This window comes from Nonomuraea sp. NPDC049684 (assembly GCF_044465345.1).
Classification (GTDB): Bacteria; Actinomycetota; Actinomycetes; order Streptosporangiales; family Streptosporangiaceae; genus Nonomuraea.
The window spans coordinates 30,110-46,280 of record NZ_JBITLO010000029.1; the positions used below are offsets into that span (position 1 = coordinate 30,110).

13 protein-coding genes and 1 tRNA gene are annotated in these 16,171 nt (G+C 66.3%); 10 read left to right on the top strand and 4 right to left on the bottom strand.

Features of this window, described 5'->3' with window-relative positions; translation table 11 throughout:
* Window positions 1–2 precede the first annotated feature (2 nt).
* From ACIBST_RS48315 to ACIBST_RS48325, 3 genes are all read left to right on the top strand, one after another.
* Complete coding sequence (locus ACIBST_RS48315; RefSeq protein ID WP_352366381.1) at window positions 3–572, top strand: 5-formyltetrahydrofolate cyclo-ligase; 570 nt, start codon at window positions 3–5, stop codon at window positions 570–572.
* A 23-nt stretch (window positions 573–595) separates the two neighbouring features.
* Window positions 596–2,101: a potassium/proton antiporter gene (locus ACIBST_RS48320; protein WP_397180191.1), complete on the top strand. Its 1,506-nt coding sequence runs from the start codon at window positions 596–598 to the stop codon at window positions 2,099–2,101.
* 69 nt (window positions 2,102–2,170) lie between these two features.
* A complete protein-coding gene (locus ACIBST_RS48325; protein WP_352366385.1) occupies window positions 2,171–2,476 on the top strand; it encodes an FmdB family zinc ribbon protein in 306 nt (101 codons plus the stop codon).
* A gap of 31 nt (window positions 2,477–2,507) precedes the next feature.
* Here the strand turns inward: ACIBST_RS48325 and ACIBST_RS48330 are convergent, their stop codons facing one another.
* Window positions 2,508–4,475, bottom strand: coding sequence for an MFS transporter (locus ACIBST_RS48330; protein WP_397180192.1), 1,968 nt, complete (start codon window positions 4,473–4,475; stop codon window positions 2,508–2,510).
* A gap of 133 nt (window positions 4,476–4,608) precedes the next feature.
* Here ACIBST_RS48330 and ACIBST_RS48335 point away from each other — a divergent pair, with 133 nt between their 5' ends.
* From ACIBST_RS48335 to mscL, 3 genes are read left to right on the top strand one after another with little or no spacing between them, the layout of a single operon-like run.
* Complete coding sequence (locus tag ACIBST_RS48335; RefSeq protein WP_397180193.1) at window positions 4,609–5,418, top strand: S-methyl-5'-thioadenosine phosphorylase; 810 nt, start codon at window positions 4,609–4,611, stop codon at window positions 5,416–5,418.
* Window positions 5,415–5,996, top strand: coding sequence for an RcpC/CpaB family pilus assembly protein (locus ACIBST_RS48340; RefSeq protein WP_397180194.1), 582 nt, complete (start codon window positions 5,415–5,417; stop codon window positions 5,994–5,996). Before ACIBST_RS48335 ends, ACIBST_RS48340 begins: the two co-directional genes overlap by 4 nt.
* A gap of 33 nt (window positions 5,997–6,029) precedes the next feature.
* Window positions 6,030–6,428, top strand: coding sequence for a large conductance mechanosensitive channel protein MscL (gene mscL, locus ACIBST_RS48345; RefSeq protein ID WP_397180195.1), 399 nt, complete (start codon window positions 6,030–6,032; stop codon window positions 6,426–6,428).
* Here the strand turns inward: mscL and ACIBST_RS48350 are convergent.
* Window positions 6,425–7,438, bottom strand: a complete 1,014-nt coding sequence (locus ACIBST_RS48350) for a D-alanyl-D-alanine carboxypeptidase family protein (protein WP_397180196.1) — start codon at window positions 7,436–7,438, stop codon at window positions 6,425–6,427. The two genes, mscL and ACIBST_RS48350, sit on opposite strands and share 4 nt — an antisense overlap.
* Before the next feature lie 1,675 nt (window positions 7,439–9,113).
* Here ACIBST_RS48350 and ACIBST_RS48355 point away from each other — a divergent pair.
* Window positions 9,114–9,186 (top strand) — tRNA-Arg (locus tag ACIBST_RS48355).
* Between the two features lie 299 nt (window positions 9,187–9,485).
* On the opposite strand, the gene ACIBST_RS48360 is transcribed toward ACIBST_RS48355, so the two are convergent.
* Both ACIBST_RS48360 and ACIBST_RS48365 read right to left on the bottom strand, forming a co-directional pair.
* Complete coding sequence (locus ACIBST_RS48360; RefSeq protein ID WP_397180197.1) at window positions 9,486–9,995, bottom strand: hypothetical protein; 510 nt, start codon at window positions 9,993–9,995, stop codon at window positions 9,486–9,488.
* Between the two features lie 201 nt (window positions 9,996–10,196).
* Window positions 10,197–12,080, bottom strand: coding sequence for a DNA/RNA helicase domain-containing protein (locus ACIBST_RS48365; RefSeq protein ID WP_397180198.1), 1,884 nt, complete (start codon window positions 12,078–12,080; stop codon window positions 10,197–10,199).
* 295 nt (window positions 12,081–12,375) lie between these two features.
* Here ACIBST_RS48365 and ACIBST_RS48370 point away from each other — a divergent pair, with 295 nt between their 5' ends.
* From ACIBST_RS48370 to ACIBST_RS48380, 3 genes are all read left to right on the top strand, one after another.
* Window positions 12,376–13,035 carry an HAD family hydrolase gene (locus tag ACIBST_RS48370; RefSeq protein ID WP_397180199.1) on the top strand — a complete coding sequence of 220 codons (660 nt, stop codon included), beginning with the start codon at window positions 12,376–12,378 and terminating at the stop codon, window positions 13,033–13,035.
* 108 nt (window positions 13,036–13,143) lie between these two features.
* Window positions 13,144–13,437 carry a hypothetical protein gene (locus tag ACIBST_RS48375; protein ID WP_397180200.1) on the top strand — a complete coding sequence of 98 codons (294 nt, stop codon included), beginning with the start codon at window positions 13,144–13,146 and terminating at the stop codon, window positions 13,435–13,437.
* On the top strand, window positions 13,437–15,479 hold the full coding sequence (locus ACIBST_RS48380; protein WP_397180201.1) for a hypothetical protein: 2,043 nt from the start codon (window positions 13,437–13,439) through the stop codon (window positions 15,477–15,479). The genes ACIBST_RS48375 and ACIBST_RS48380 overlap by 1 nt, the downstream gene beginning before the upstream one ends.
* Window positions 15,480–16,171: the final 692 nt, after the last annotated feature.

Sequence of the window (16,171 nt, forward strand, 5' to 3'; positions counted from 1 at the left end):
CTGTGGACAAGCTGAACCTGCGTCGCCGACTGCTCGCGGCGCGTACCGCTCTGTCCCCCGAACAACTGCGGGCAAACGCCACCAAGGTCCGCGAGACGCTGCTCGAGCAGCCGTGGGTCCAGATGGCCGGTCTGGTGGCCTGCTACTGGTCGGCGGGGTCGGAGCCGGAGACGCACGGTCTCGTGTTCGCTCTGTGGAAACACGGCGCGACGGTGATCCTTCCGGTGCTGAAAGAGGACAATGACCTGGATTGGGCGGTCTACGACGGCCCGGACACGCTCGCCCCTGGCCGCTTCGGCATCATGGAACCGGTCGACACGCGCCGGGGCGTCGACGCCGTCCGCACGGCCGCGCTGGTGATCGTGCCCGCCCTCGCGGTCGACCGCCGCACGGGGGTGCGGCTCGGACGCGGCGGCGGTTCGTACGACCGCGCGCTGGCCAGGGTGGGGCCCAACGTCCCCACGGTGGCCCTGCTGCACGACGGCGAGCTGATCGACGACGTGCCCGCCGAGCCGCACGACCACCGGGTCCGTTTTGCGATGACGCCGCGCGGACTCACTAGGCTTATGTGACCGAAGGGACGAGAGGGGGCTGGATGACGCTTGATGTCTGGCTCCTGATCGGCGCCGGAATTGTCATCGCGGCCATCGCGTCCGTACGCATCACACATCGCAGCGGTCTGCCCAGTCTTCTCCTCTTCCTGGCCCTCGGTCTGGTTCTGGGGGCCTCGGGGTTCGGCGCCAAGCTGGAGAGCCCGCAGGCCGTCCAGCAGATCGGCCTGATCGCGCTGGCGGTGATCCTGGCCGAGGGCGGTCTGACCACGACCTGGTCGCACGTCCGCAAATCGGTGCCCCTCGCCCTGATCCTGGCCACCGTCGGCGTGACGGTGAGCATCGTGGTCGTGGCGCTGGCCGTCCAGGGGCTGCTCGGCATGGATCCGACCGCGGCGCTCGTCCTCGGCGCCGTGCTGGCCTCGACGGACGCGGCCGCCGTCTTCTCGGTGCTGCGCAGATTGCCGCTTCCGACCCGGTTGGCGGGGGTCCTGGAGGCGGAGTCCGGGTTCAACGACGCACCCACGGTCATCGCCGTCGTGCTGCTCAGCGGGGCGTCCCGGCGGCCGGCGTCCGTGGGAACGTTCCTGCTGGAGACGGCCATCGAGCTGGTCATCGGCGCGGCCGTGGGCCTCGCGGTCGGACCGGCGGGCGCGTACGCGCTGCGCCGCGTCGCCCTGCCCGCCTCCGGCCTCTACCCGATCGCCGTGCTCGCCCTCACCTTCGTCTCCTACGGCGGCGCGGTGCTGCTGCACGGCTCCGGCTTCCTGGCCGTCTACCTCACGGCCCTCATCCTGGGCAATTCACGCCTGCCGCACCGCGCCGCGACCAGGGGGTTCGCCGAAGGCGCGGCATGGCTGGCGCAGATCGGGCTGTTCGTCATGCTCGGCCTGCTGGCCACGCCCGACGAGCTGCCGTCGGCCATCGTGCCGGGCGTGATCGCCGGGTCCGTGCTGGTGATGGTGGCCCGCCCGCTGTCGGTGCTGGTCAGCTCGACCGTGGCCCGGGTGTTGCGGCTGGATCGGGTGAGCTGGCGCGACCAGGCGTTCCTGTCGTGGGCCGGGCTGCGCGGCGCGATCCCCATCGTGCTGGCGACCATCCCGTGGGCGTCCGGCGTGCAGGGCTCGAAGGAGATCTTCAACCAGGTCTTCGTGATCGTGATCGTGTTCACGCTGCTGCAGGGGCCCACACTGCCGTACGCGGCCCGGCTGCTCGGGGTGAGCGCGCCGGGCGAGGCGCACGAATTGGAGGTGGAGTCCGCGCCGCTGGAGGAGCTCAAGGCGGACCTGCTCCAGGTCAAGGTGCCCGTCGGGTCGCGTCTGCACGGCGTGGAGGTCTTCGAGCTGCGCCTGCCCGCCGGAGCGGCCGTCACGCTCGTGGTCCGCGACGGCAAATCGTTCGTGCCGGACAACAGCACCCGCGTCCGGGCCGACGACCAGCTCCTGGTGGTCACCACGGCCGCCTGCCGTGACCAGGTCGAACGCCGCCTGCGCGCGGTGAGCCGCAGCGGCAAGCTGGCCGGTTGGTACGGGGAGCGGGGGTTGGAATAGGTGTTTGGCCCAATCGGTTAGCATTAGCAGTCGCATCGCTCGAGTGCCAGAACGTATAAGGAGGAGCGCGTGCCGACCTACCAGTACGCCTGCAACGACTGCGGCGAGCAGCTCGAAGTCGTGCAGAAGTTCACCGACGATGCGCTGACGGTGTGCCCCAACTGTCAGGGCAACCTGCGGAAGGTGTTCTCCGCCGTCGGCATCGTGTTCAAGGGTTCGGGCTTCTACCGCACCGACAACCGCTCGTCCTCGACGTCCTCCGCCTCTTCGACCACCCCGTCGAAGCCGGCCGAGAGCAAGTCGAGCGAGTCGTCGTCCGCGTCGTCCTCGTCGTCGTCCACCCCGGCGCCGGCGCCCGCCGCGGCTTCCAACTAGGCGCGTCACCCCGCCCGCACGGGCGGGGGCCTCATCGAGGCCGGTCGGCGTACGCGCCGAGCAGTTCCGGCGCGATGCGATCGACGAGCCGCCTCAGCTGTGGATCGGGCCCCCAGTCGGCCACGAGCCTGCTCAACCCTTCGCGTGAGCAGCGCACGAGCCCCAGGGCCGCCCGGTCCCCCTTCGGCGTGAGCCGCAGCCGCTCGCCGTCGTCAGAACGCTCCACCAGCCCCTCGTCCACCAGCCGGTCGACGTGGGGCCGTCCGTGTGCCCTGCTCACCTTGGCGCACTCGGCCAGCTCGTCCGCACCGACCCAGCCCTTGCCGTTGAGCCTGGCGAGCACCCACACCCCTTGCGGCGCGAGGCCGCTCAGCCCGGCCAGCGCCCCGAGCCTTTCGTAGTAGCCCCTGCGCAGGTCGGCGTCGGCGAGCCGCATGAGCCCCCGTTCGACCTCCTCCAGCGACGACCGCTCGGCCGACGTGGCGCCCAGCCCCTCGCCCAGGTCCGCCGCCTTGGTGGTCTCCCTGAGCCGCGTCTGCGGGATGAACCAGCTCAGCGCGAACGCGCCGAACATCACCAGCGCGGCCACCCGGAAGACGGTGGCGATGGCGTCGGCGTACACGTGGAGGAACTGACCGGCCAGCGCGGGAGGCAGCCGCTGGATGACGGTCGGGTCGCGCTGGATCCTGGACGGGTCGAACCCCGCCGGCAACCGGGCCCTGGCCAGCACCTCCCGCAGGTCGCCGTTGAGCGTGCCGGTGAAGACCGCCCCCAGCGTGGCAACCCCGAAGGACCCGCCGATCGACCGGAAGAACGTCGCCCCCGACGTGGCGACGCCGAGGTCCTTGAAGTCGACGGCGTTCTGCACGACGATCACCAGCACCTGCATGGTCATCCCGAGCCCGACGCCGAGCACCAGCAGGTAGCCGCCCATCGTCAGCAGGCTGCTGCGCTCGCTCAGCCCGGACAGCAGGAACAGCCCTGCCGTCGCCACGGCCGTGCCCGCGATGGGCAGGAAGCGGTATCTGCCGGTCTTGGAGATCACCAGCCCGCTGACGATCGACATCGTGAGCATCCCGGCCATCATCGGCAGCAGGTACACCCCGGACAAGGTGGGACTCACCCCGTGCACGACCTGCAGGAACAGCGGCAGGTACGTGAGCGCCCCGAACATCGCGAACCCCACCACGAACCCCACCGCGGACGACATCGCGAACGCCCGCACCCGGAACAGCCCTAGGGGCAGCACCGGCTCGGGGGCCCGTCGCTCGACGGCCACCCACGCCGCGACCAGCGCCGCCGCCCCCAGCGCCAGGCCGGCGATGACCGGGCTCGCCCAGGGATGGACGGCGCCGCCCCACGTCGTGATGAGCACCAGGCACGAGGTCGCGCCGCCGAGCAGCACCACCCCGGCGTAGTCGATGCGATGACTGGTGCGCGTGTCGTCGCCGGGCAGCGCCGCCGCGATCACGGCCAGGGCGATCGCGCCCAGGGGGAGGTTGACGTAGAACACCCAGTGCCAGGACAGATGGTCGACGAACAACCCGCCGAGCAGCGGCCCCACGATGCTGCTGACGGCGAAGACGGCGCCGAAGAAGCCCTGGTAGCGCCCTCGTTCGCGGGCCGAGACCACGTCGCCCACGATCGCCTGCGCGAGCACCATGAGCCCGCCGCCGCCCAGCCCCTGGATCGACCGGAACCCGATCAGCTCCCCCATGTTCCGGCTCAGCCCGCACAGGGCCGATCCGATGAGGAAGATGATGATCGCGGCGATGAAGAGCTTCTTGCGGCCGTACTGGTCGCCCAGTTTGCCCCACAACGGCGTGGAGACGGTCGAGGCGAGCATGTAGCCCGTCACGACCCAGGAGAGCTGCTCCAGCCCGCCCAGGTCGCTCACGATCGTCGGCAGGGCCGTGGAGACTATGGTCTGGTCGAGCGAGGCCAGCAGCATCCCGAGCATCAGCGCGAGAATGATGAGGCCCAGCCCTTTTTGCCGCATGCGGCGATCCTACTCTTCGTACTGGTGTGCGTACGCTCCGCGTTCGAGCGGTGCGACCGGCGCCCGTGCGGTTGTCCACAGAACGGCGTTCGGCGTTCTCGGGGCCCCCGGCCGTCCGGCTACTCTCGGCGCCATGGTCACTCGCGCAGACATCGGCGTCCTCGGCGGCTCGGGCTTCTACTCCCTCCTCGACGACGCGGAGGAGATCGAGCTCTCCACCCCCTACGGGCCGCCCAGCGACGTCGTCACCGTCGGCCGCATCGGCTCGCGTTCGGTCGCGTTCATCCCCCGGCACGGCCGGGATCACCGCTTCCCTCCCCACCGCATCCCCTACCGCGCCAACCTGTGGGCGCTGCGCTCGCTCGGCGTGACCCAGGTGCTCGCCCCCAGCGCCGTCGGTTCGCTCAAGGCCGAGTACGGCCCCGGCGCCATCGTCGTGCCCGACCAGATCGTCGACCGCACCTCGGGCCGGCCGCAGACGTACTACGACGCCTCGGGGGCCGTCCACGTCTCCTTCGCCGACCCCTACTGCCCGTCCGGCAGAGCCGCGGCCGTGGCCACGGCCCGCTCCACCGGCTGGGGCGACGTCGTCGACGGCGGCACGCTGGTGGTCATCGAGGGCCCCCGCTTCTCCAGCCGGGCCGAATCTCAATGGTTCGCCGCCAACGGGTGGTCGATCGTGGGCATGACCGGCTACCCCGAGTCCGTGCTGGCCCGCGAGCTGGCCCTGTGCTACACCTCGCTCTCCCTGGTGACCGACCACGACGCCGGGGTCGAGGCCGGTCAGGGCGTGACCCACGACGAGGTGCTGGAGTTCTTCGCCCGCAACGTCACCCGCATGCGCACGCTGATCGCCGAGACCGTCCAGGCCCTGCCCACCGACCGCACGTGTTCCTGCGGCTCGGCCCTCGACGGCATCAAGCTGCCCTTCGAGCTGCCGTGAGCAGGCAGCCGGCCTGGCTGCGGCCGTGGGCCCGGCGGCGGCGTCTGATCGCGGCGGCCCTGGCCGCGGTGGGCGTCCTGTCGGCCTATGTCGCCCTCCGTCCCGCCGCGGGCCCCGAGGTCCTGGTCGCCGTGCGCGACCTCGCCCCCGGCCTCCTGCGTCCGGGCGACCTCCGTCCGGCGCCGCTCGCCCATCCGCCCGACGGGGCCGTCCGGTCGTACGCGGCGGGCCGCTACCTCGCCGGGCCCATGCGCCGGGGCGAGCCACTGACCGACGCGCGGCTGCTCCATCCCGTGCCGCTGCCGCCGGGCACGGTGGCCGCCCCCGTGCGCATCGCCGATCCCGACGCCGTCGCCCTCATCTCCCCCGGCTCGACCGTCGGCGTCCTGGCCGCCGGGGAGAGCGGTCAGCCGGCCCAGCTCATCGCCGACGACGTGCGCGTGATCACCATCCCGCGTCCGGCCGACGACTCCCGTACCGGCGGCGCGCTGGTGGTGCTGGCGGCCACCCCGCAGCAGGCGGCCCAGCTGGCGGGGGCCCAGACAGCGGGCCGCCTCTCCATCACCTTCAAGAGTTAACTGAGAGTAATCGTTCGACTACGATTCTTGCCCATGAACGGATTCAAGAAGTTCCTCATGCAGGGCAACGTCCTCGACCTGGCCGTCGCGGTGGTCATCGGGGCGGCCTTCAACTCGATCGTGCAGTCGTTCGTCGCCGACCTGCTGACCCCACTGATCTCGGCCTTCGGCGGCCTGCCCGACTTCTCCTCGCTGAAGATCACCGTCGGCGCGTCCAACTTCATGTACGGCAAGTTCGTCAACGCGGTGATCTCGTTCCTGATGATCGCGGCGGTGATCTACTTCCTGGTCGTCAAGCCGTACACGCATTTCAAGGAGCGTGCGGCGGCCCAGGTCGAGGCCAAGACCCGCGACTGCCCCGAATGCCTGTCGGAGATCCCGAAGGCCGCCTCCCGCTGCGCCTTCTGCAGCGCCGAGGTCGTGCCCGCCTAGAGCTGCGAGTCGATCTTCGGGTCGTACTCCCAGTGCCACGGCTCGAACGGGCTGCTGTAGGCCCAGGCAGGATGGAACCACCCGTACCTCTTGGAGTTCTTCTCCATCCACACGAACTCCGTGGACCGGAACCGCTCCACGCCGCCGCACAGGTCCACAGCCAGCCCGAGACCGTGGTTGCTCCGCCCCGGCACTGCCGCGAACCCCGGCCGCCGGTAGTAGACGGACTGCTGCTCGGCCAGGCTCCGGTAGGCGTCCGTCACGCAGATCGCCTTGCCGAACCGCCTCCGGTAGGCCTCGTTGAGGCTGACGAAGGCGATGGTGGCGTCCGCCCGCAGACTGAACCCCTTCTGCTGCAGCGGACAGAGCATGCTCTTGGGGATGAGCCCGTTGGGGTAGCTGTTGGCCGTGGCGGCCTGGAGGGGGTTGCAGCCCAGCGCCGCCCGTCCGACCTTGTCGATCTTGATGCCCAGCTTCACCAGCGCCGCGGTGAGCGACTTCACGATCTTGTCCGAACGCTGCCTGAGCGTGTCGATCTCGGCCGCCATCTGGGCCTCGGCCAGCAGGTTGCCCGCCCTCAGCTCCTGAGCCTCGGCGGCCAGCCGTTCCGCCTCCTTGTACAGGGTGCTGGTCTGCTCCACGGCCTGCTGCCGCACCCGGACCATCTCGGTCGAGTCCGAGAGCGCCCGCAGGGTGCCGATCCCGGCGTCCCCCGACAGGAACGGCACCACGCCGTCCGCCCCGACGGGCTGCTCGTAGAGCAGCTCCGCGAGCTGCGAGACCGGCTGCCGGATCACCGCGAGCCTGCGCTCCAGATCCTGCAGCCCGTTCAGCTTGGTCTTGAGCTCCTTCTCGGACGCCGCGATCGTGGCACGCCGCTTCTCCAGCGCCTTGGTCGCGTCCTCAAGCTCCTTGGCCGACTTCTCGGCCTCCTTGCGCAGCTCCGCCAGATTGCTCGGATCCCGCCGCTCCACCTGGGTCCGCGCCTGCGCCTGAACCGCTGATGGCACGAAGAGAGAAGCCATCGCCATGACGACCGCGATCAGACCCGCTGATCGAGGGGATGGCACGTTCGACTCCTCCGTTTGCACACTCGTTACCCGGGTCAGGCACGCACGTTACTACAGCCCCCCGAGTGTCCGGACCGAACTCCGAAGAGCTGCTATGAGACAAAAAGCGCACTATGTACGGCTCCCCCTCCCCACCAGCGGCATCGCATCCCTACCTCCGTCTCGCCCCCGTCCTGGCCTCTTCTGCCAGGGTTCCGGCGGCCCGCAACGCGCTGTCACCGCACAGCCCGGAGACGGCTGCGAGAGCGCACACTGGCCAAACGGGCCAACTGCACCCTTGCCTGACATACACGCTGCGCCCCTCATACATCGCCGCCCCGCGCACACCCTGACCTGCAGGCGCCCTGGCATGGCATAGCTCCACGCATGACGCCACTCTGAGCTTCCTTGCGGCGGTTCGTGTCCGATGTCCGCTACAGCACCCTTGCTCACCTCTCCGAAGCCTTCGGCGTCCCTCTTGTCACGAGAACCCGCGACCGCTTACGAGGCCCGCGAAGCCCCCTCTACGGAACCTCCGTCGTCTGATCTTCGGCGGCTCGGTCTCCTCCGGAACAGTGCTCTACTCCCTTGCGGCCAGTTCCTCCTGAGATCACCGCCGACAGCGTCCCCCCACCTCCGAGCCTGTCGCGGAAGGTCCATCCCAAGAGCTGCGCCACCCGACCTACAGCCCTCCACACGAAGCGCATCGTCGCCGGGTCACTCAGGACCTCAACCCAACCCTCTGTTTCAGAGCCTTCACACCAGCCGCGCGATCGCACGCAGGTCTGCCTCCAAGTGCCACCGAAGCCGAAGCCCCTGCCCCGGCAGCGCAGTGCCCCTGATCGGAAGCCCCACCCGCAACGGACATCAGGATCCCCAAGCACCTCCCGCCGCCCAACCGCTCCGAGACACAGCGACACGGTAGTCAGACAGGTCATTGGCCTAGCCGGCCGTCGGCGGCCTGGGCACCGCCGCACCCCGTGACCACACCCTCCTCAGCCCACGCCCCTCACCGACTTCACAAGCCAGACAACCAGCCATACCGGGCATTCTGTGCCGCCTCCTGCTCCCGTTCCCGGCACATGTCCCACAGCCAGGTGTCCTCCCACTCCCCCGCACACCCAGGCGAGGACCGCGAAGCCTCAGGCTCGTACGGATCTTCCTCAACCACAGGATCCGGCCCGGGCTCTGGCGCGGGCACCGACGACCGCACCTCCAACGCCTCAGACACCTTGGGGACCTTCCGCACAGGCGCCGGAATCACCCCTTCGTACCGCCGATCAGGATGCGCAGGCGCGGGCATCCACACAGGCTCGAACGCCACCCGCACCGCCCTCCGCTCCTCCATCCCCACCGGCGCACCAACTCCCTCGAACCCCCGCATCTCCCCCGCCAACAGCCCACCGGCAAGAATCGCCGGCGCCAGCAACGCCCCGAACAACACAACGGGCCGCCTACGAGCTTGCGTGGATCGCCTCATGGTCACAGGCAGAACCTAGCCACGCACGAAGCACCGGAATCCGACCGCTTGCCATGCCTTTACCGCAGCTCAGAGCACCCATAACCAACCTCACCAAACTGACCCCGGCCCAGCGGCCCACGCACTGCCCAACTTTCGCTAGGCTTACGAGAGTCCGCCTCCGTAGCTCAGGGGATAGAGCACCGCTCTCCTAAAGCGGGTGCCGCAGGTTCGAATCCTGCCGGGGGCACTCTTCTCCACCAGGCATTTCAGCCTCTGACCTGCGGCTTCTCGTGCGCAGGCCTTTGCTCACCCCACCCGTGGTAGGTCGCCGAGCGCACCCGAATGCAGCCGTAGGACAGCGCTCCGGGGGCATACGGGGGATGATCTTGGAGGTGCGTGCGGGCTCACTCAAGGCTGACCCGTGCCCAATCCAAGCTGTGCCCCCGGCTGCCCCGCGCGTAGAGGATGAGCTTTACGAGCAGGATCCGGTAGACGAGCTACGGTAAGACGCGATCTTTCGCCAGGACGTGCACGGGCCGCAAGACGCTAATAGTGCGAAGGAAGCGCCCGTGCGACTTCATCGTTGAAGCGGTCAAGCAATGGTTCGAGGCGCTTGCTGTGCTGCTGCGCCTCGTCCAGGCTCTTAGCCCATATCGAGTCCCCTGCCACCTTCTCTAGCTCGGTGGCCAGCGAGCGGATGTCTTCGTTAAAGACCCGAGCTCGGGATGACTTCAGTAGCAGCAGGGCAGGCGACCATCCGACTGCTGTAGGTGTCTCCCATTGCCGGGCCGGCCACTCACCTGCCTCTTTTGCGATGGCGATGAGTCGGTCAAGTTCGGCATATGCCGCCGTGATCAGATCGGCCACAGCGGCTTGGAGGGCGAGAATGCTGTCTCGCTGGAGCGCATCGCGTACTGACCGACGCTCGCGCTCGTACTGTCGATCGTTTTGGGCTGCCTCGCGCTTACCCTTCTGACGCTCCCCGTAGATCGTTACGATCGCCGTGATGATGGAGCCCACCAGAACCCCTACTAAACCAGCAAGTGCCTCGCTCACATCGGCTCGCTTCCCCCAGATGGATCAACAGCGGCATCTTCATACCATGTCGGGTGACACATCGAAGGGATCACAGCGCCCTCGCTGTGATCCACCGTTGGCTCAGGTGAACATGTCGCCCTGCCTGATTCACAGAAGACTGCTTCGTTCCCAGATCTCACGAGAGTCTGACAGAGAGAGGTTCTAACTCTGCCCGATCGCTCATACCTGCGATTCCAGAAGTCCCGAGAGGAATTCTTGCGTCGCCGGATCGACCGAGTACACGGCGGTGCCCATCATGCCGCGGGTCAGCAGCACCTTGTAGGTGTTGCGGATCAACCGGTCCGCCTGTTCGTCGCTGACTCCCTTCCGCATGAGCGCTGGATCCTTGCTGGCGCTGCGAACAGTGACCAACCTGCCGTCGCGGTAGACGAGGTCCGGACCGAAGATCACGCCGTTCCAGTCGTACTCGAAGCCCTGCGCCGTGTAGACGCACCCCACCTGCTCGAAGCCACCAGCCGCCGAGGCCCACAAGGCGCTGGCCGGCGCGTTCCCCACGGCCCTGTCACCCTTGACGTTCCATGGCCGCGCCCAGTCACCGATCCGCACGTCGGCGACCAGGCTGTCATCCCCATTCGGCGCGCTCCAGGGCCAGCAGAACCCGGCTGTCATCCGCGCCGAGTAGCCCGCTTGAAGCCTGGCTCGCAGCGTGGCCTCCAACTCGTACAGAGACTCAGTCAGGGAGACAGCGAAGTGGTCGTCCCCCTTCCACACCTCTGGCGAGTCGCCGTCCAAGCCCAGCAGGCGCAGCACCCACTCCTCGTACTTGCGGCTCCCACCGCAGCGGAATTGTGCGTCCAGATCGACCTGGTGCACGGCGAGGCCGAGCGATTCGGCGTAGCTGGTGATGTCGGCGACGCGCCCCATCTCGCCGGGCCGTACCACCTGATGCTCATCCAGCAGGAAGACCGGCACTCTCGCTGCGTTGATCAGCTCATCCAGCTGCGGCCGGCCTGTTCGCTGGTCTGATCTGGTGAACCTGTTGGCCGAGGTCTCGCGAATGCGGTGGGCCTCGTCGCAGATCAGGACATCCACGTCATTGGGGTTGGCGGTCATGAAGTTGTTGAAGTACTTGAACATCCCCTTCAGCCGAGTCGACCCCTTGGCGACGACGCGCCTCATCGTCTCGGTGAAGGACCGTGAACCGGTGGCGTGCAGAGCCGAGTACCCACGGCCGGAGAGCTCACCGAGCAGGGACAGCGCGATGACGCTCTTGCCGGAACCCGGCCCTCCGGTGATGATCACCACTTGCTTCGAATTGCTCGCTCGAGCCTTCTCCACCGCGTGCAGGACCATCTCGTAGGCCAACCGCTGCTCGGCCAGCAGGACGAACTGATCCCGATTCTTGATCTCGCCGGCAGCGACCTTGAGCAGTTGCTTGGACGGCCGGATGGAACTGGACAGCAGGCGGTCGGCCGCAGCAGCCCCAGGCTCAGGCGCGAACTGCGCCTGGAGGTAGTCGACGAACTGACCGCGGCGTGTCTTGCTGAAGAGCCGGGTGCGTTCGTCCTCGACGTGGTCGTAGAGATCGTGGATGTCCGGGTCGCTGGCGTTGTGCAGGTAGGCCACTCCACGCACGGCGTTGTGGTGCTGGTCCAGGGCTCCGACGAAGTCGGCCAGATATTCGCAGTAGCCCCGCACTTGCACGACCGGGTGAAGCTTGGGTCGCGGCCCCATGCCAGACACCAGCACCATTTCAGCGTCGTCTTCGTACAGCTCGGCCTGGCTCCACTGCTTGAGCTCGACGATCAGGTAGGAGTCGGCTCCTGTGCGCCGGTCGCGTCCGGCGAGAATGACGTCCGCCCGCTTGCTGGTTAACGGCAGCTGGTACTCAATCAGCATCTCGACGCCACCGAGCCCGGCTTCCATCAGATCGCGGGCCAAGATCGGGATGCTCCGGTCCCAGGACCTACGCTCGCTCTTGCCTGGATTGATGCCCTGGGTGGCGCGCATGTTCTCGGCGATCACTTCGCTGAGGACGCGTTCGGGCACCGACTCAGACACCAACTGGACAAGGCTTTCCGCCGAGTGCCGGAAAACGGCCACGGATGTACCCCCAGGCAGCACGAAAGACTCGTGCGGTATGGGGGCGTGTCCGCAACTGGGGCGGAAGCCCGTCGGGCCGCATCACCGATGTGTCAAAGATTAGCGGGATCTTGCCTGGATCCACTCCCGGATAAGCCGACGAAAGCCTTGAGCGGAGCAGCCGGCATCACCTCTCCGCATTTCGCGGGCGCCAGGCCAGTTGATGCGACGTGATGAATCGGAGGGCACTGGCCGAGGTACTCAGCGGCCACAAGATGGGCTGTTGTCGTGGGATGTTCACGCCTAGGGTGTCATCGTGCAGCGCCTTGCCCTCTTCGACCTCGACAGGACGCTCATTGACCTCAGCAGCGCGTTCCTGCGGTGGGCCGAGGAGTTCGCTGAGCACCATCACTTGAAGCCGGAAGACATCTCCTGGCTCACGTCCCTGGATCAAGGCGTACACCCTCACCGAGACGTCTTCTTCACCAAGGTGCGCGAGCACTTCGCGCTGCCGGACCCGGTCGAAGCGCTGTGGACCGGCTACCGTCAGCGGATGCCGTACCTCGTGGAGTGCTACCCCGGCGTCCTGGCGGGGTTGGCTGACCTACGGGGCGCGGGGTGGCGAGTAGGAATCGTCACGAACGGCATGGCGGACAACCAGCTCGGCAAGCTCCACCGAACCGGGCTGGCCGACGCGGTTGACGGCTACGCCGTGTCGGGGGTTGAGGGCGTCCGGAAGCCGGATACTCGCCTGTTCCAGATCGCCGCCGAGCGGTGCGGAGCCAGCCTCATCGATGGCGGTTGGATGGTGGGTGACAACCTCATCGCGGACATCGCAGGTGCTCACGCTGCGGGTTTGCGCGGGATCTGGGTCGATCGAGGTACGTGGTCGGGGCACGAGCATCGGGCCGATCACGTGGTGGCGGACGTAGCCGAGGCGATTGCCATTATGCGTGATACGCATCAGCCGAGATAAACGTTGAGATTATGCCGTATGAGTCATTCGGCTCGACGGCACTACGACCGCCCTTTATCGTCACATTGATCCCACAGATAGTCGTCCTCAAGATCCGAAGGATCCAGGATGATGGCGTCCCAGGAACAGATCGCCGCCGCCCGGCGGACGATCGAGCAGTTACGCGACCAGCACGCTAACGACGTGCGCAAACTCGTCAGGCTGCTCGAAGACGGCGCGATGAAGGGCAAGGCCGCCGACAAGCTGCTCAAGGACTGCCAGGCGTGGGAGGCAGCCTATAGAGGCGCCTTCAACCGAGCCTTGGCACTGGTCGAGTCCGCACATCCCGACCCTGCCGAGCCGACGACCGCATTGGGCCAAGGCTGGACCCCGCCGTTCAATCTGCCGGGAAGGGTTGGCTGATGAGCCCATCTGCGAACCGGATCGGCATCGACCCGGCGCTGATGACTCAGCTGATCGGCGAGATCAAGCGCCTGAAACAGTCATGGCCGGAGGCGGATGCGCAGATCGGTAGAGCCTTGGGCTCGATCGGCGCCAGCATGACTGGGCCGGGCACACTGGCAGACGTCGCATCTCAGATCGCCCAGCAGATTCCCGACCTTCAGCGCCGCCTGGACCTGATCATCGCCACTCAGAAGATCGCGCTCGACAAGGGTGTTGTCTGGGCGGATGAAACGCTGTGGGCTTCTAACTCGCCGGCAAGCGGCGCCGCAGCCGCCAAGTCCGTAGCCGACCAGCTTCGCAAGGCCATGAAAGACGCTCTCAGCGCTAGGGGCGGCCTCACCAAGGAAACATTGGATTTGCTGGAGAAGCACCAGCACGATCCCTACTTCGCGGTCGCCTTCTTCAAGGAGATGCCTCCCAAGGAGTTGAAGGTGCTCCTGACGAACCTCTACCTGAAGCACCGCAGCTCTGCGGAAAAGCCCTGGGGGAAAGCGTCGTTGTCCTCCCCCGTCATGGACGGTGTGGCACGCGCTTTGAGCGTCACCTTGGGAACGGCCTCGCGTGGAGTCGGCGAGATGAAGCTACCCAAGAGCTACGTCGACGAGCTGTTGTCGACCGACGATCTGCTGAGCGATACCGTGGTTGATGAACTCCTACGGTACGGCACATTCGACGACGCGTTCCTGCGCGAGATCGCCAACAAGGTCTTCGACAACGCCAAGAAGCCACCATCCCAACAGGAGGACATCATCCGGTTCGGTGCCGGCCTGGCAGCGGCTTTGGCTAACAACGCCAGAGTTGCGCAGGATTTCTTCACCGATCCCGCCCGTAAGCCCCTGTCCTTCTTGATGCGGGACAACCGCTGGGGCCACAGCAGCGGCGACCTCGGCCGGGCCATTGAGGCGGCCACCACGAGGTTCCGCGACCACGGCCAACCTCCCGGCAGTTCACGAGGGTACAAGTCAGCCTTGATCGCGTCCTGGGCTGTCCACTTCTGGTCAGACCCTCGAGCTCAGGCCAACCTCCCTGACACACGCATGAGCGCAGGCCGTGTTTTCTCGGCCTACATGGGCGACGTTCATCGCATCTCTGGTAGTAGCAACAAGGAGTCGATGGGTGTAACAGAGTTACCGGACCCAGACCCGAGCCTTCCCGGAATTCAGCCCTATGGAGCTCTGTTCAATCAGGACGCGGTCAAGAACGTGATGACATGGGCCTTCAAAGATCCCCAAGCGCTCAAGGCGGCCGCCGAGGCACACGGAGAGTACAGCGTGAAGGTCTTCGATTACCAAGGAGTCAACATCGGAAGAGAAATCAGTTTGGCATTCAGCGCATGGCGCAGTAGTCATCCAAACGCTACGGACGCCGAACAGCGCGCATACCGTCAGAAGTTGCTGTCTGATGGTATGACAGGAAAAATGGGAGACCTCTTCAATGCCAGAGTTTATGGCCTGAGCAAGTCGCTGCATCTCATAGTCGACGCCGGAAACCTTGCGAACATCAAGGAAGCCGACCGCAGAGATGAGGCCAACAACGCACTCAAAGATGCGTTCACCAGAACGCTCAAGCTAGCGCTCACGCCCGCCGGGGACTGGGTCGTCTCGGGGTATGAATTCGCGGAAGCATATGCCAGCGACAGCGTCAAGTTCGCTGAAGGGAAGGCGGCCCGAAGCAAGGCAGTAGATACGCTCGTCGAGAGCCAGAACCTATTCAAAGATCTCACCGTCGATGCGATGATGCGACATGGCCTGTTCGGCGATGAAAAAACTCCAGGTGCCATTCATCCTCACGCCTTTGATAACTATAAGAAGAATTCTGCAGGAGACTTCATCGCCAATGGCCAGATAATACCGCGAAGCGAGATGACCTCCGAACAGGCGTTCGCCTACGATGAATGGCTAAGACTTTCACCAGCGTCAGGCCTCTGGCGCAAGACTGACAGTTCTGTCTGGGAGGGGTTCCAACGACCTAGCGACGACTATCCAGAGGCGGAGGAATGAGAGCACGGCGTTCAGCGGCAATACTGTCAGCCGCTCTTGTCACTGCGGCAGCATGTTCGTCGTCGCCATCTCCCCCTACTGACAGGCGGCCACTAGGCAGTGTTACAACGCCACCCTTAGAGTGCGGTTTTATTTCCAGTGGGGCCATATCTCGCACCATTGGCCTGGACACTTTCTACGCAAGCGGCACCGACTCGCCAAAAGACTCCTCTCGCTGCATTGTTACCAGATCCCCAAGCATTCGAGACAAGGCGCTACTGTTTATCGAGCTGCACAGCCCCTTCACTTCCACGTTGGGGAGCCTAGAAAACACCAAGTTCGTCGACAAGGGAACCGACTTGCCGATCGACTCGGGGCCGGGCTATAGCGCAGTCATAAAAGACACGGATGGAAACCCGACTGGAGCAAAGGCGCTCGCATGGACGCGTAACGGTTCCAAGATGCTTGAGATCCAAATAGTCCGCGGGGCACCGGGCCGAGATCACCGTGCAGACGCCATCGAGTTCGCCCGGCAACTCCGCCCCCTCCTCCTCAGCTCCAATCGGGGATGAGGCGCTATCCGTAGAGAAAGTGACATGCCCGATTGCGGATGAGGAACTCTGATCGGGAAGGCGGAAACAGCTCGTCACACTTCGTGGCGATCCAGGGAGCCGGGCTCGTCCTGTCGCGTTCCTCAGGAATCATGGGTCTGA

Bases quoted from the DNA above. Each gene is read 5' to 3' on its own strand.
- ACIBST_RS48320 (WP_397180191.1), top strand. From the start codon at position 596: ATGACGCTTGATGTCTGGCTCCTGATCGGCGCCGGAATTGTCATCGCG.
- ACIBST_RS48330 (WP_397180192.1), bottom strand. From the start codon at position 4,475: ATGCGGCAAAAAGGGCTGGGCCTCATCATTCTCGCGCTGATGCTCGGG.
- ACIBST_RS48335 (WP_397180193.1), top strand. From the start codon at position 4,609: ATGGTCACTCGCGCAGACATCGGCGTCCTCGGCGGCTCGGGCTTCTAC.
- mscL (WP_397180195.1), top strand. From the start codon at position 6,030: ATGAACGGATTCAAGAAGTTCCTCATGCAGGGCAACGTCCTCGACCTG.
- ACIBST_RS48375 (WP_397180200.1), top strand. From the start codon at position 13,144: ATGATGGCGTCCCAGGAACAGATCGCCGCCGCCCGGCGGACGATCGAG.
- ACIBST_RS48380 (WP_397180201.1), top strand. From the start codon at position 13,437: ATGAGCCCATCTGCGAACCGGATCGGCATCGACCCGGCGCTGATGACT.